Origin of the sequence: Psychrobacter lutiphocae DSM 21542, from assembly GCF_000382145.1 — a bacterium.
Taxonomy (GTDB): domain Bacteria; phylum Pseudomonadota; class Gammaproteobacteria; order Pseudomonadales; family Moraxellaceae; genus Psychrobacter; species Psychrobacter lutiphocae.
Genome location: NZ_KB907625.1, coordinates 80,291 through 94,800, shown reverse-complemented (window position 1 = coordinate 94,800; position 14,510 = coordinate 80,291). Strand labels below are relative to the sequence as shown.

The 14,510-nt window shown below is 41.5% G+C and carries 12 protein-coding genes and 1 pseudogene; 10 read left to right on the top strand and 3 right to left on the bottom strand.

Translation table 11 applies throughout. The features are described from left to right. The first annotated feature begins 527 nt into the window (after nucleotides 1-527). The 5 genes from dprA (at nucleotide 528) to H140_RS0102610 (ending at nucleotide 5,779) form a co-directional block, all read left to right on the top strand. Nucleotides 528-1,919, top strand: coding sequence for a DNA-processing protein DprA (gene dprA, locus H140_RS0102630; protein ID WP_019672105.1), 1,392 nt, complete (start codon nucleotides 528-530; stop codon nucleotides 1,917-1,919). Between the two features lie 150 nt (nucleotides 1,920-2,069). Next, nucleotides 2,070-2,699 carry an L-threonylcarbamoyladenylate synthase gene (locus H140_RS0102625; protein ID WP_026348775.1) on the top strand — a complete coding sequence of 210 codons (630 nt, stop codon included), beginning with the start codon at nucleotides 2,070-2,072 and terminating at the stop codon, nucleotides 2,697-2,699. A gap of 357 nt (nucleotides 2,700-3,056) precedes the next feature. Then, nucleotides 3,057-3,575 carry a GbsR/MarR family transcriptional regulator gene (locus H140_RS0102620; RefSeq protein ID WP_019672103.1) on the top strand — a complete coding sequence of 173 codons (519 nt, stop codon included), beginning with the start codon at nucleotides 3,057-3,059 and terminating at the stop codon, nucleotides 3,573-3,575. Between the two features lie 298 nt (nucleotides 3,576-3,873). Further along, on the top strand, nucleotides 3,874-4,986 hold the full coding sequence (locus H140_RS13730) for a fatty acid desaturase (protein WP_019672102.1): 1,113 nt from the start codon (nucleotides 3,874-3,876) through the stop codon (nucleotides 4,984-4,986). Between the two features lie 253 nt (nucleotides 4,987-5,239). Beyond that, nucleotides 5,240-5,779 (top strand): thiol-disulfide oxidoreductase DCC family protein, encoded by a 540-nt coding sequence (locus tag H140_RS0102610; protein ID WP_019672101.1) that lies wholly within the window; start codon nucleotides 5,240-5,242, stop codon nucleotides 5,777-5,779. Nucleotides 5,780-5,800: 21 nt separating this feature from the next. Here H140_RS0102610 and H140_RS0102605 read toward each other — a convergent pair whose 3' ends face one another. Both H140_RS0102605 and H140_RS0102600 read right to left on the bottom strand, forming a co-directional pair. Further along, complete coding sequence (locus H140_RS0102605; protein WP_019672100.1) at nucleotides 5,801-6,256, bottom strand: hypothetical protein; 456 nt, start codon at nucleotides 6,254-6,256, stop codon at nucleotides 5,801-5,803. A 108-nt stretch (nucleotides 6,257-6,364) separates the two neighbouring features. Continuing rightward, nucleotides 6,365-7,792: an efflux RND transporter periplasmic adaptor subunit gene (locus tag H140_RS0102600; protein ID WP_019672099.1), complete on the bottom strand. Its 1,428-nt coding sequence runs from the start codon at nucleotides 7,790-7,792 to the stop codon at nucleotides 6,365-6,367. 311 nt (nucleotides 7,793-8,103) lie between these two features. Here H140_RS0102600 and grpE point away from each other — a divergent pair, with 311 nt between their 5' ends. Both grpE and dnaK read left to right on the top strand, forming a co-directional pair. Beyond that, nucleotides 8,104-8,715: a nucleotide exchange factor GrpE gene (gene grpE, locus H140_RS0102595; RefSeq protein ID WP_019672098.1), complete on the top strand. Its 612-nt coding sequence runs from the start codon at nucleotides 8,104-8,106 to the stop codon at nucleotides 8,713-8,715. Nucleotides 8,716-8,957: 242 nt separating this feature from the next. After that, entirely contained in the window at nucleotides 8,958-10,892 is a 1,935-nt protein-coding gene (dnaK, locus tag H140_RS0102590; RefSeq protein WP_019672097.1) for a molecular chaperone DnaK, read from the top strand. Nucleotides 10,893-11,038: 146 nt separating this feature from the next. On the opposite strand, the gene H140_RS0102585 is transcribed toward dnaK, so the two are convergent. Beyond that, on the bottom strand, nucleotides 11,039-12,292 hold the full coding sequence (locus H140_RS0102585; RefSeq protein ID WP_019672096.1) for an 8-amino-7-oxononanoate synthase: 1,254 nt from the start codon (nucleotides 12,290-12,292) through the stop codon (nucleotides 11,039-11,041). A gap of 441 nt (nucleotides 12,293-12,733) precedes the next feature. Here H140_RS0102585 and H140_RS0102580 point away from each other — a divergent pair, with 441 nt between their 5' ends. From H140_RS0102580 to H140_RS16190, 3 genes and pseudogenes are all read left to right on the top strand, one after another. Beyond that, nucleotides 12,734-13,327, top strand: a complete 594-nt coding sequence (locus H140_RS0102580; protein ID WP_019672095.1) for a porin family protein — start codon at nucleotides 12,734-12,736, stop codon at nucleotides 13,325-13,327. 100 nt (nucleotides 13,328-13,427) lie between these two features. Then, complete coding sequence (locus H140_RS0102575; RefSeq protein WP_019672094.1) at nucleotides 13,428-14,015, top strand: porin family protein; 588 nt, start codon at nucleotides 13,428-13,430, stop codon at nucleotides 14,013-14,015. A gap of 401 nt (nucleotides 14,016-14,416) precedes the next feature. Next, nucleotides 14,417-14,510: pseudogene (locus H140_RS16190) on the top strand (porin family protein); the annotation flags it as partial.

The window sequence follows — 14,510 nt, the reverse complement described above, 5'->3', positions numbered from 1 at the left end:
AAGCAACAAATCGTAAATGAGAATAAAGAAAAAAAGCCAATAAATAAAGCCTTAAATTAAGTGTAAAGCTTGGTAATATTTAACTTACAAGTTGTGCTTGTAGTACATTAGATATGACAGAAACAAAAAATTAAATAAAATTAATGTTTGCTATGAGTATTACTGATATTCATGTAGTATTTAGTGTGAGGTTGGTCAAGTAAGGATGATTGAGTCAGAAGGACTTCGATGGCAATACACTAATCTCAATTTAGTATACAGGCTGTATAGCTATATGGTGTGACTCCCTTCTTTTTCAAAGGAAGGGCTGGGGATGGATTTTTTGGAAGAAATCCCCCTAAATCCTTGAGGAGAGATAAAGCAAAGCACTGCTTTGCCCCGACGCAAGAGAAAATTTATGATTTTCTAAACTGAAAAAGGGGGACTTGTTATCTTTTTTAGTATTTTGTAATAGATGAAATAAAGAAGCATACAACAAAGAGCAATTAAACTACTGATATAAACGGATATAACAAGGCGCACTGTCTATGATACCAATACCCAAGCCCACGGATGGGCAACTGTTAACAGCAGAACAACAGGCAGTGCTCGTTATCTGGCAGCGGGTAAATACCTCGCTATCTGCGTTTTATAAGCTGCAACAGCACTTTGGTTCAGCGGTTCTGGCCAAGCAAGCGACAGCCAGCCAGTGGACGCAGCTTGGTATTCATCATAAGCATGTTGAGCGTCATCAGCAGGCTACTGACAGTAGTGATTGTGCCTTTGTTGAGACGCTTGAAAAGCAGCTTGCTAATAATGAGTTTCAGCTCGTATTTCAAGGTGAAGATGGCTATCCACAGCAACTGCTTGATTTGTTTGATCCACCGCCAGTACTGTTTTATCGGGGTGATTTAAGTCGTTTACAGCAACCACAAATTGCCATTGTCGGCAGTCGCAAACCCAGTCAAAAGGCACAAAAGTTTACCTTTGATATGGCGCAATATCTGGCGCAAGCTGGGTTTGTGATTACCAGTGGGCTGGCACAAGGGGTCGATGTCCAGGCGCATTTGGGTGCTTTGGCGCAAGCACCAGAGGCAGCAGGGCGGACGATAGGGGTGATGGGAACAGGGATTGATGTGTGTTATCCAAGTCAGCATCAATATTTGTTTGAGCGCATTATTCAAGAAGGCGGCTGTATCATTAGTGAGTTGTTTCCCAAGACGTTGCCGCATAAGCACACTTTTCCCCGTCGCAATCGGTTGGTGGCAGGGTTAAGTTTGGGTACTGTGGTAACCGAAGCGACTATTCAAAGTGGCTCACTGATTACGGCTAGATTAACCTCAGAGCAGGGGAAGCAGGTGTTTGCTTTGCCAAGTAGTATTGATAACGCCAATGCCGAGGGGTGTCATTACTTGATTCGAGAAGGGGCAACTTTGATCTATCATCCCGATCAGGTAATAGCAGATTTATCCAGCCAGTTATTGATGCCAGTTTATCAACCTACGTCCAACGCTGCACACGATGCAAGTACTCGGAGTCTGCCTAACTCTTATCAAGACACGCAGTCAGAGAGTCAGTTAGATAGTCAGTTAGATATCCCCCCAAATCAGCAGACAAACAGGCGTATCAATAATCAAGAAAACGAGCAGAAAACTCAGCGATCAGGGTCGTTGTTTAAGCGTCAATCGCAACAGGAAGGCGCAGTTAATAGTGGTATTAAAATCAAAGCAAAAGCTAAGCCCGTGTTAACCACTCAAAAGCCAGTGAAGATTGCTCAGCACTTACAACCACTGTGGATGCACCTTGAGTTTGAACCACAAGATCTAGATGTACTGGTGCATAAGACGCAATTAGATACCGCTGCTTTATTAACGCAACTGATCGAGCTCGAGCTGCTGGGGCTCATTGCAGAGTCAGGTGGGCGCTATCGGCGCATCTGACCCTCTACTGGTCATCAAGCCCATCTTTACCATTTATCCCTATAATCAACTAGCTTGCCATACAATCAATCAGCCTTTTAGCGATATAATGATTGACTCTCTATTAAATGATATAAGCATAACGACATTAACATGACTTTTAACAAACAGATGAAGGCGATGACGGATCAAGTGACTCACTCAAGTGAGCAGGCGGCAAATTGGCTGCACCAAGGGCAACTGCTGGCTTATCCGACCGAAAGCGTCTGGGGTATCGGTTGTGATGCCTACAATCAGGCAGCGGTTGAGCAGATACTAGCCATCAAACAACGCCCAGCAGACAAAGGTATGATCGTGGTTACCGACAGCGCTGAGCGTATCGCCCCTTTGTTGGCAGGCTTAACAGAATCCAGACGTCAGCAAGTGATTGACAGTTGGCAGTCGCATCAGCTGGGTGAGGGGTGGGTTAATAAACAAGCCCACACTTGGCTATTGCCGTTACCGACTAAGGCACCACACTCATTTCCTACTTGGGTTACGGGCAAGCATGCCTCCATTGCAGTGCGGGTGATTCAGCATCCGCAAATCATACAGCTGTGTGCCAATATGGTCAGTGATACCAATCCGTATGGACTGATTGTATCGACCAGTTGTAATCCATCTAGGCAGCCTCCAGCGAAAAATTTTGAGCAGGCGTATGCGTATTTTGGTGAGCAGGCTGGCTATTTGCTGGGCGATACTTTGGGTTATACCTTGCCCAGTCAAATTCGTGATGCCGTCAGTGGGCAGGTGATACGTTAACTTCTTTTGAAAATTAGAAAATTAGAAAATTAGAAGTTTGGAAATTTAGAAGTTTGGAAATTTAGAGGTTGAGAAGTTTAGGAAGTTTAGGAAGTTTAGGAAGTTTAGGAAGTTTAGGAAGTTTAGGAAGTTTAGGAAGTTTAGGAAGTTTAGGAAGTTTAGGAAGTTGCGAGGTGATTTGTTGTTTGCCTGTTAACATACAAATATTATTTAATTTCTGTCTTGACAGAAATATCTGAAAATAACATACTGTGTGAATGGTTAGCTCGTTCTAACCAAGTACATACATCCACATCAGCCAATTAAACCAGCTAATTAAACCTGCCAATTAACAATATAAAGTAAGAGTAAGCCTAGATGACGTTAAATCCAGCCACAGAAAGATTTGTATTGCATTGGGGTGAAATGGGGACGCAGTGGGGCGTGAATCGCACCATGTCTCAGATTCATGCGCTGTTGTATATTATCGGCCGTCCATTGCATGCAGAAGAGATTACCGAAACGTTGGGAGTCGCGAGATCCAATGTATCTAATAGCTTAAAAGAGCTACAAAACTGGGGTTTGGTACAAAAGGTGTCTATTTTAGGTGATCGCCGAGATCACTTTACCACGCATACCGACGTGTGGGAGTTGGCACGTATTATCATTATTGAGCGTCAAAAGCGAGAGCTGGCACCGACAGTTGATTTTTTACAGTTGTTAATTGATAGTCCTGAATTTGCACAAGAGAGTATAGAGGTACAAAGCCGTATTAAAGAGACGCAAGAGTTTGTCGATACCCTAACGACTTGGTCGCAAGAGATGCTCAAATTACCGACCAGCACCTTAAAAAAGATACTTAAACTGGGCGCACGTATTAAAAAGAAACTAAGTTAGGGTGTGTTCCTAATTTGACTGGGTTCAAGTTAGGGCAAGTGAGAAAAATTTTTAACTAACCATTTCTGTTTTGACAGAAATAACGGAAAAGAAAAGTAAGAGACTTAGATTAACACATGAAGTGCAATATCAAATGATGGTGAAAAAAAGACAAACAGAAAGCAGGAAGCAGAAGAGAAGAGGATAAGAAGAAATAAAGCGATTAAAAAAATCGTCGCTGATAATCAGGATGACGAGGACAAGATAAAGGCAACACAAAGATGAAGACAACATTGGCAATGACTATAAGGACATACCCATGCAAGCCAAGTCGCAAATACAACCCAAAGCCCAGCGGACAAACAAGCAACTGACCAACAAACAGGTTGCCAACAAACAAATACGCAGACAAGCACTTGCCCAAGTCGAATGGAAGGACTTGCGTCAATTAAGCCAATGGCAAGTGGCTTACAATTTGATTTTGCCGTTCCCATTTCTAGGATTGTCTTGGTGGTTTGCAAGTCAGTCATGGTTTGTCTTGGCTTGCTTAGCGACTTATTTCTTTTTTGCCTCAGCGTTCCGTCAGGCACATGATGGTTATCATTATAGCTTGGGGGTGAAAAAAATCACTACCAGTATGTTACTGATATTGATGAGCGTATTGTTGTTAACCAGTTTGCATACGATTAAGGCCACCCATATGCAGCACCATCGCGACCCATTGGGGGAAGAGGATATTGAAGGCAATTTGGCAAAGCTAAGTTGGTGGCAGGCGTTAATCGGTGGCGTCAGTTATCGGTTGGCTATTTATCGTGAAGGTTTTCGATTGAGCAATCAGCGTAACCGATTGAAAGCAAAGATAGAGTTTGGCTTGATTGGCATGGCCGTTATTACCTCATTGGCGCTTATTGTTACTGTTGTTTTAATGCCGTTATTTACATCCATCACCCCTAGTTTGAGCTTGGCAATGGATCTGCCTGTTATTTCTGCAAATGTTGCAACTATTGAAACGGTTGCAAAAGTGGCCGCTTATCATTTGATTGTGATGTTTTTGGCAAACGCCTTGGTAGGTATTATTGCCGTTTGGGGCGTGCATCATGATGCAGAAGATAGCCTTGCTCGCACCGAGCGCAATAAGATAATTAATTTTCTTACTTTTGGGCTATTATTTCATGTCGAGCATCATTTATTCCCTGCCGTTCCGACCAATCATTTACCACAATTGGCCGACAGGTTGGATGCCAAGTTGCCACACTTGACTCAGCACAGAGTGACGCCAAGCTTTAGGAAAGTGACAGAGTTAAGCGTAGGTTTTTTTGTCAAGGTATTGGCATGGTGTCAGCAGACGTTTGGCCAAAGCTGCTATAAAAGTAACAATAAGAGTAATAATAAAGACAACCAGTGCCCAATTCGCAGGCGCTTGCTGGCTTAGGGCTCAGAGCTTGGTTTTTAGTTTTTAGTAAATTGGAATCAATACGCCAATAAGGTTTCACGTGAAACATAGAGCGGTTTGTTTTTATATTGGTTTTTTTATATTTGTATATTTGCTTATCGAGATGAACCGTTCCACGTGAAACAAGTAAAAACTCAATAGAAAGGATAAATACAAAGGACTAAATAGGTAGAGCAAAGATAGAGCGCAGATAGAGCAAAAAGCTTGTATCACATTCAGGAGGTTATCCACCATGATTATTATCAATGACAAAGCAATACAGACGCAATCAAGTTATCCGGTGACCATGTATTATGACAGTGCTTGTCTGCTGTGTACTAATGAAGCGCATAAACTGCAACGCTATCGCCCACAAGACATCCATTTGGTGCCCGTAGATTTGGGATTGGAGGCGTTAAAGCAAGGTGGATTTAGCCGAGAGCAGGCATTGACCTATATCTGTGTGCAGGATGGGCAACACAATTGGTATACTGGGATGGATGCCATCCGACTGTTGCACAAGGTGGCGCAGACGCGTTGGGCTAGATTTTTGTCTTTACCTGGGATTAAGCAACTTGGCGATTATAGCTATCCATTGATTGCGCATAACCGCTATCGGTTCCCCAACTGGTTGTTAAGTTTGTTTTATGGCAAGGCGGCAGTGCAAGCCTGTCAGTCAGGGGCGTGTCGTGTACCTAGTCTGCCTATATCAAGCAAACCAAGCTCTAGCAGGTCACGATCGAGCAAGCCAGGCTCAAATCAGTTAAGCTCAAACCAGTCAGGTGCAAGTTAGGCATCCACAAGTCAGTCAGCATCAAGTCGTTTTGCCACGGCGCAGCAACAAGATAAACCCAGCTAATACCGACACCACCAATGATAATATCGTGCCAGTCAGCAAGGTGTTTATAAAGGCAAACCCAAAGGGTTGAAGCATTTGATTGATACCTAAATATTTATCGGTAATCCCGACAGAAATAATGCCAGCCCACAACTCAAGCGAGATGGAGATACCAAATATGACAAAGATATTCAGCAACTGTAAGACGGCTTTGATGTAGACACTTCTGCGCAGCGCTTGATGCAGTTTAAGATAGCCTTTCTTGATAAAATAGGCATCGACTAGGCCGTAAACCACAATAAATACTGCAATACCTGCGAGCATGCCAAGCAGCGCAGGTACCTTCGAAGCCAGCACTAGGTTACCCCATACAAAGCTGGCTAAGGCATTTAGCAATACCCAAAAACCCCAAAATAACCAATGATTTTTCACAAAACCCCTCAATGTTTATTGGCTTATTGCCTATTAATTTAACGCCTATTAATTTAACATCAATCTACTTAAATCTAACAGTATCGGTTCTAACAAAGTCGGTTGGTTTTAATCGACCGTTAAGATTTTTCCGGCAGCAGTTTTAGGTAAATCTGCTAAGCATACCAAGCTGTCATTATTGATACCACTGACCAAAAACTTATCAGAATCGGCAAAATACTGCACTACTTGCACAGGGTTGTAGGATAAAGATTGATCCTGTTCCACTATCCACACATAGCCTTTAATGGGGCTGGTTGGGCGAGGGTGTTTGGCAGATAGCTTGTCCAGTAGTGCTTCGTGAATGGCTTGTCGAGGCAGGCGCACGCCAAGCTCGATTTGACCATATTCAATCCGCATCGAGGCGCCCATTCCTGGCTCTAATAAGTCGCTGTTATTGTGCTCACCTTGAATCAGTGACGCACGTACTGTCAAGGTATTTGTCTCTGCATCTGGAATAATATGGCTGATTTGGCCAGCATATTCAGCTTGTAAATCATACACAGTAAAGCTCACTGCGCGCCCTATGGATAGCTGTGATTGGGCAGTTATCGGTAGTTTTCCTGTTAATTGTAAGTTGTGAGTGCTATCAATATGAATGATAGGGTAGTTGACTACACTCTCTTCTGAACTAAGCTTTTCATTAGCATTAGCATTAGCATTAGCATTAGCATTAGCATTAGCATTAGCATTGCGGTTTTTATCAGTAGTAACTTTAAGCTCAGTGCTAGATTGAGAGTTAGGCTTAGTAGTTAACATCTCACTATTTTTAATATGAGTAACTTTACCTGTGATAGGCGATTTTATAATTAAGTGTGCGCTAACCAAGGGTTCCGATAAGGAGGGTTTTAGCTCGGTCTTACTATTATTCGTTTGATTATTGGTTGTTTGATGAGAGCTTGCTTCAGCAGAAGCTTGTTGCTCGTAATTCTTTTCGCTTGAGGGGTGTTGAGTGGTTTTTTGGTTAGATTGTTGAGCCTGAGTTGTTTGTTCTGCCACATCAGTACCGACTTGAGGCTCAGTTTTTCTAGTTAAGGTTAATTTTCTAGGTGTTTTTTTAGGCTCTATTTTTACTCCCTCAACATAAACATCTACCATATCGCTGGCTAGGTTTTGCAGTTCACTTTTTGTAACTTTGGCCTCAAGCTCAGCCAACACTTGCCCTTTGGTTACTTCCTCACCCTCTTTAATCATCAAACTACTTGAAAGTAGGGTATAGGGTATTTCAATATCTGCGCTCAAAGCGGGTACTAACGTGCCTTCTAAGTTAAAGCTAGGCTGATAACGTTCTGGAATACTAGTAAGGATTAAGTCGTGATTAACGACAACTTTGTTATCTGAAACAATAAAGCCTGAATCGGATTGGTTGTTATCTGTGGGTGCGCTACAGCTTGTTATTATGAGACTGGTACTAAGCGCACCAACAAGCAGACCCCTAATAAGACGACTGCGGCAAGCTGATCGAGAAGGTCGTGCAAATATCAAGGGTGATAACATAAATAAAGGGTCCTATATGACGGGTTATAAGAAGCTTTTCATCTATATTAAGCTATCAATCCCACAATCTTGTTGATAGATTGTGTTAACTTTGTGCAAAAGACTTGAAATTTTCATCAATGCCTTTATCAATCAGTAAGTGTTATAAATAGTGTTTTACATTAAAAAGCGTCATACAACATATAATAAGAAAAAAAATACATATGTATCAAGAATATCAAGTTTAGTAAAGGTTCAATCAATCTGAATGACATCGAACTAAATAAAGTCCTAAATCAATCAATATCCTATCTTATCCTAAAGGAGATATCATGAGTAATGAAGAGCTAAATCAACAAAATGCCACCAATGTGGATAGTGCACTAGATCAAGACGTACAAAATGAAGCGCAAACTGATGACGCACAACAGATAGATAAAACTCAAGAAAATCAAGACTTTGCAACGGGTAATGAAAAAACAGATATGACTGTATATGAAGAACGTATTGCCCAATTAGAGGATGAGGTAAAAGCAGCAAAAGAAGGTCAAGCCCGTGCCAATGCTGATGCCTATAATGCGCAGAAGCGAATGGAGCAAGAGACGGAAAAAAGTCGAAAATTTGCGCTACAAAAGTTTGCTAAAGAGTTATTAGAGGTGGTGGATAACCTTGAGCGTGCCATTGTTAGCGTTGAAGATGACAGCAATGCCGATGATGCCATCTTACAAGGCGTGAAACTGACTCACAAATCTTTCTTAACTGTGCTTAACAAGCAAGGCGTTGAAGTGGTTGACCCAGTACAACAGAAGTTTGATCCAGAGTTCCACGAAGCAGTGGGTATCGATCCAAATGCGCCAGCAGATACAGTAGGTGAGGTACTTCAAAAAGGCTATACCTTAAACGGTCGTTTATTGCGTCCAGCCATGGTTAAAGTGGGTCAATAACATCACAATAACGCCCTGAATATACATAATAAACACAAAAAAATAGATTTTAAGCCAAATATGGCTTGAAAAATATTAGCAGTAAACCGATATATAAAGACAACAAGCAAGGCTTACGACATTTTAGTAAATACAATGACTTTGGTAGATACAGTGGTTTGGTATATACGATGAACAGTAAGCTAATAGCTAACATGTAACTTAAATAGAAATAAACAATAAATAATCTGGAGTTTTATATTATGGCTAAAACAATCGGTATTGACCTAGGTACGACTAACTCTTGTGTCGCAGTAATGGAAGGTGACAAGGTTAAAGTTATCGAAAATGCTGAAGGTACACGTACAACCCCATCAATCATTGCTTATAAAGATGGTGAAATCCTCGTTGGTCAGTCAGCAAAACGTCAGGCAGTGACAAATCCTAATAACACGCTTTTTGCGATTAAGCGCTTAATTGGTCGTCGTTTTGATGATAAAGTGGTCCAAAAAGACATTGGCATGGTGCCATACAAAATTGTAAAAGCGGATAATGGTGATGCTTGGGTTGAAGTAAATGATAAAAAAATGGCACCACCACAGATTTCTGCTGAAATCCTACAAAAAATGAAAAAAACAGCAGAAGACTATCTAGGTGAAAAAGTAACAGATGCTGTAGTAACCGTTCCTGCATACTTCAATGACTCACAACGTCAAGCCACTAAAGATGCGGGTAAAATTGCTGGTCTAAACGTTAAGCGTATTATTAACGAACCAACGGCAGCTGCCCTTGCTTATGGTATGGATAAGAAAAAAGGTGATAGTACAGTAGCTGTATATGACTTAGGTGGTGGTACATTTGACGTATCTATCATTGAAATTGCAGATGTTGATGGCGAGCAGCAGTTTGAAGTGTTATCAACCAACGGTGATACTTTCTTAGGTGGTGAAGACTTCGACCTAGCATTAATCGACTTCTTAGTAGAAGAGTTCAAAAAAGAACAAGACTTCAACCTAAAAGGTGATGCGCTAGCGATGCAGCGTCTAAAAGAAGCTGCGGAAAAAGCAAAAATTGAACTATCAAGCGCGCAAAGCACTGAAGTGAACCTACCATACATCACTGCAGATGCGACAGGTCCAAAACACTTGGTAGTTACCATCAGCCGCTCAAAGCTTGAAGCATTAACTGAAGACTTGGTTAAACGTACTATCGAGCCATGTAAAGTAGCGCTAGAAGATGCCGGTCTAAAAGCCAGTGAAATCGACGACGTTATCTTGGTTGGTGGTCAGACTCGTATGCCATTGGTACAAAAAACAGTGGAAGAGTTCTTCGGTAAAGAGCCACGTAAAGATGTGAACCCTGATGAAGCAGTTGCCGTTGGTGCAGCGATTCAAGGTGCGGTATTGTCTGGTGACAAAACTGACGTTCTACTACTAGACGTTACCCCGCTAACCCTAGGTATTGAAACTATGGGTGGTGTGATGACACCAATCATTGAGAAAAACACCATGATTCCAACTAAGAAATCACAGGTATTCTCAACAGCGGAAGACAATCAGCCAGCAGTAACCATTCAGGTATACCAAGGTGAGCGTAAAGTTGCCTCACAAAACAAATTGCTTGGTAACTTCAACCTAACGGATATTCCACCAGCACCACGTGGTATCCCACAAATTGAAGTGACCTTTGACATCAACGCTGACGGTATCATGAATATTTCAGCTAAAGACAAAGGTACGGGCAAAGAGCAAAGCATCCAGATTAAAGCAGACTCAGGCTTGTCGGATGAAGAGATCGAACAAATGGTACGTGACGCAGAAGCGAACGCTGCTGAAGATGAGAAATTCGCAGCGCTAGCGCAAGTGCGTAACGAAGCAGACGGCCGTATCCATGCGATCCAAAAAGCGCTAAAAGAAGCAGAGGATAAAGTCACTGAAGATGAGAAAACTGCGGTTGAAACAGCTATCAGTGAGCTAGAGTTGGCTGCTAAAGAAGATGATCACGATGACATCAAGGCCAAGCTTGAAGCGCTAGACAATGCTTTCTTACCTGTTAGTCAGAAAATCTATGCCACTGGACAAGGCACAGAAGGCGTAGATCCTAACCAAGCAGGTGCTGGTGCACAAGCTGACACAGCAGCAGACGATGACGTTGTTGACGCTGAATTCACTGAAGTGAATGAAGACGATAAGAAGTAATTAGCTAATTTAGAGTTAGATTAGTTGTTAACAAAAAGACCGTGCTCTTAGAGTACGGTCTTTTTTTATGGGTTAAAGTTTTGTATTTAAAAAGAAAGAAGGCGCGCTTAGCTTAAACAGAAATAGCACTTAAACAACAACAGAACTTAAACAGAAGCAGACAACTGCTCAATCAAACGGTCACAGTCCTTATGGCTAAGCTTGGCATTCATTACTAACCGAATGCGTGCGGTACCTTCAGGTACTGTCGGTGGGCGAATCGGCAACGCATAAAACCCTGCCTTTTGTAGTGCCTGAGCTTTGTGTACCGCACTGGCATTGTCGCCCAATATATAAGGAATGATAGGCGACTGATACTCTGTATTAACAGATAAGGCCTTAACAGACGAGTCGCTGTTGATCGCCTGAGATACACGTAAAGAGGTGTCAGCTAAGTGTCTGCGTAACGGGTGTAGTTCAGACATTTTTGCCAGTATAAAACGAGTCCAGCAATGGGTAATGGGGGGCAGTGCGGTACTAAAGATAAAAGAACGCATTTGATTGACCAACCACTCTCGAATTGACGCATCACAAATCACATAAGCGCCCATCGATGCGAAGGCCTTACCAAAGGTGCCGACAATATAGTCGATATCTTCTAAGGTCTGGGTTTCTTCTGCCAGTCCAAGTCCATTGTGGCCTAGAACACCAACGGCATGAGCCTCATCGACATACAACTCAATGCGAGCATCCTGCGCTTTTAGATTGACTAACGCCTTTAAGTCAGCGCGATCTCCGTCCATACTAAAGATGCTTTCGGTCACCACAATAATACGCTCAACCTCATTGCCGGCTTGCTCAATTAAACTGGTTAAGTGCGTTAGGTCATTATGGCGATAGCGTTGATAACGGCAATGGGTATGACTTTTACCAATCAGACGCACCCCATCTATTAGGCTGGCGTGAATTAAGCTGTCGGTCAAAATTAAGGTACTTAAAGGCAGTTTGGCCAGTGCGGGCAAAATACCGATATTGGCATGGTAGCCACTGTTGACTACCAATACGGCTTTGTTAGATGTTCCCCGCTGTGCATCAGGCAAGGCAAGCTTGTACCAGTCTAATAGCTCGGCTTCAAGTAAGGGCAACTGGCTATGATTGCCAGTTAACAGTCGCGAAGAAGTTGATCCCATTTTGGGTATTGCAGAATCTGGCATTTCTTGTAAGTAGCTCAAAAATTGTGACTGCAGTTGTGTTTCGTTGCCCAATCCCAAGTAATCATTACTCGAAATATTCAGCAGTTTTTGATTATTTAGGATAATCCATTGATCTTGGTGCTTAACAGGCGGTAGTTGCCGATATTGATCTTTTGATTTTAGGGTGTCTAGTTGCTGAGCGACACTAAAACTTGTGGGTCCATTCATAAACTTCTGTCCTTATTGGTCTTATTTTATTGGTATAAATCGCTTGTTTTATAGAAAATATAGAGAAAACCTTGAAAAACAGGGGAGCGTTGGGCAAATAAGCGCTAGCAATATATCGCTTGCATTGCAGAAACCGCTAATTGTAACAAAAGTTTTCATAAACTGGGCTTTGTAACCCATTAGACAACTAAAATTTGCAAAAGTTAACCTGTAGCCTATCAAACAGCGACAGACTGCCCGAAATATTTTGTTACTATATAAGCATGGATAAGGGACAGAGTTAAAGACGGCCACAAGGCCAGCTAACTTGTCCTACTAGTAAAAATTTTAAAAATTAACATTAACAACGAAATTAACGTTACTGATTTTCAAAGATACTTTTTTTAAAAATACCATTTTTCAAAAATTGTATTTCAATCGTACTTCATAAGGAGAAGCACAATGAAACTATTACAGAAAACACTACTTGCATTAGCTGCTGGTTCACTAATGACAGTTGGCGCTCAAGCAGCCATTAACTATGGTAATGGTATGACAGCACAACCATACATTGGTGCCAAAATTGGTCAGTATGATTTAGACAAAGCCAAAGACGAAGCCTTTTCATACGGTATCTATGGTGGTGCCAAGTTTACTCCAATCTTTGGTATTGAAGCGGAGTATATGACCACCAACAAAGAAGACTTTGCTAAGAACGCATTGAACAGAAGTAAATACGAAGCTGATGTTTATGGCTTATATGGCACAGCAGAGTACCTATTCCCAGGCTCTAATATGTATGCCAAAGGCCGTGTAGGTGTTGCTAAAAACAAAGTTAAAATGAAAAATAGAATGATTGCTGGTAATACGCTTGTTAGTAACCGTTCAGAATCTGATACAGGCATTGCAGGTGGTGTAGGTCTAGGATATAACTTCACACCAAATGCAGCAGTTGAATTGGCTTATGACTGGTATCCAAAAGTTAAAGATATTGGTTATAACGGACGTGACTTAAAAGCAGAAGGACTTACACTAGGTGCTAACTTCAAATTCTAAGCATGGTTAATCTATAACACTGATGTATAGATAAAAAAAGCGATCGTTGCCCAGTAGCGGTCGCTTTTTTATCAGCCCTCTTTTGTATTAAGGGATAGATATGTTTAATAAAGCGTTGTTTGCTGTTGCAGTTGCCACAGCGAGTTCATTGGTCAGCGTTGGTGCCACTGCTGCCGTCAACTATGGCAATGGTATGGTAGTTGAGCCTTATGTTGGCATTAAGTTTGGTCAATATGACCTAGATCATGCGGAAGACAAAGGTATCTCTTATGGTGTCTATGGCGGTGCTAAGTTCACGTCAAACTTTGGTATTGAAGCTGAATATCTAGGCAGTAGTGATGAAGATTACCAAAGTGATTTTTCTAGACACTCAGAGTATCATGCGGATGTTTACGGTATATATGGTACAGCACAATATCTATTTCCAGCTACACCAGTATACGTTAAAGGACGTGTGGGTGTTGCCAAAAACAAAGTAAAGGTTGATGCTAGAACCTATCGCTATTGGCAACATGAAGGTGGTTACTCTGATAGTGGTCTTGCAGGTGGTTTAGGTTTTGGCTATAACTTGGCACCAAATGCCTCAGTAGAAATTGCATATGATTGGTATCCAAAGATAGATAATTTGGCAGATCAAGGCAACTCGGATGCCACAGGAATTACTCTTGGTGCGCACATGAGGTTTTAATAACACATAATAAAACAAGAGGCGAATCAGCGCTGATTGTAGCAACTTGTAGCCAGAACCGGAGCATCGTAACTTTATGTTTTTATTAGCGTTATTTTTTTTGCAAAACTTAACAACTGACCTATTAAATCACCACACACTTAACAAAGCACTTTGTTAATATATAATCATAACAAGGACAGAGGATGACGTTAAGGACGAGTAAGATAGCTATAAACGCATAAGCGAATAGATGGATAAATAGACGAATAAATACTAGCTGCTTAAGTACTTTCTTATATATTAGTCGTTTATCTTATATTCACATGTTTATATCTCTTAACTCATATACATCTTAACTTCTAAATTCGGTTAACTCTGTACCAGATAGATTATAGGAATACTTAAATAGGAGAAGAATAATGAAACTATTACAGAAAACACTACTTGCATTAGCTGCTGGTTCACTAATGACAGTTGGCGCTCAAGCAGCCATTAACTATGGTAATGGTATGA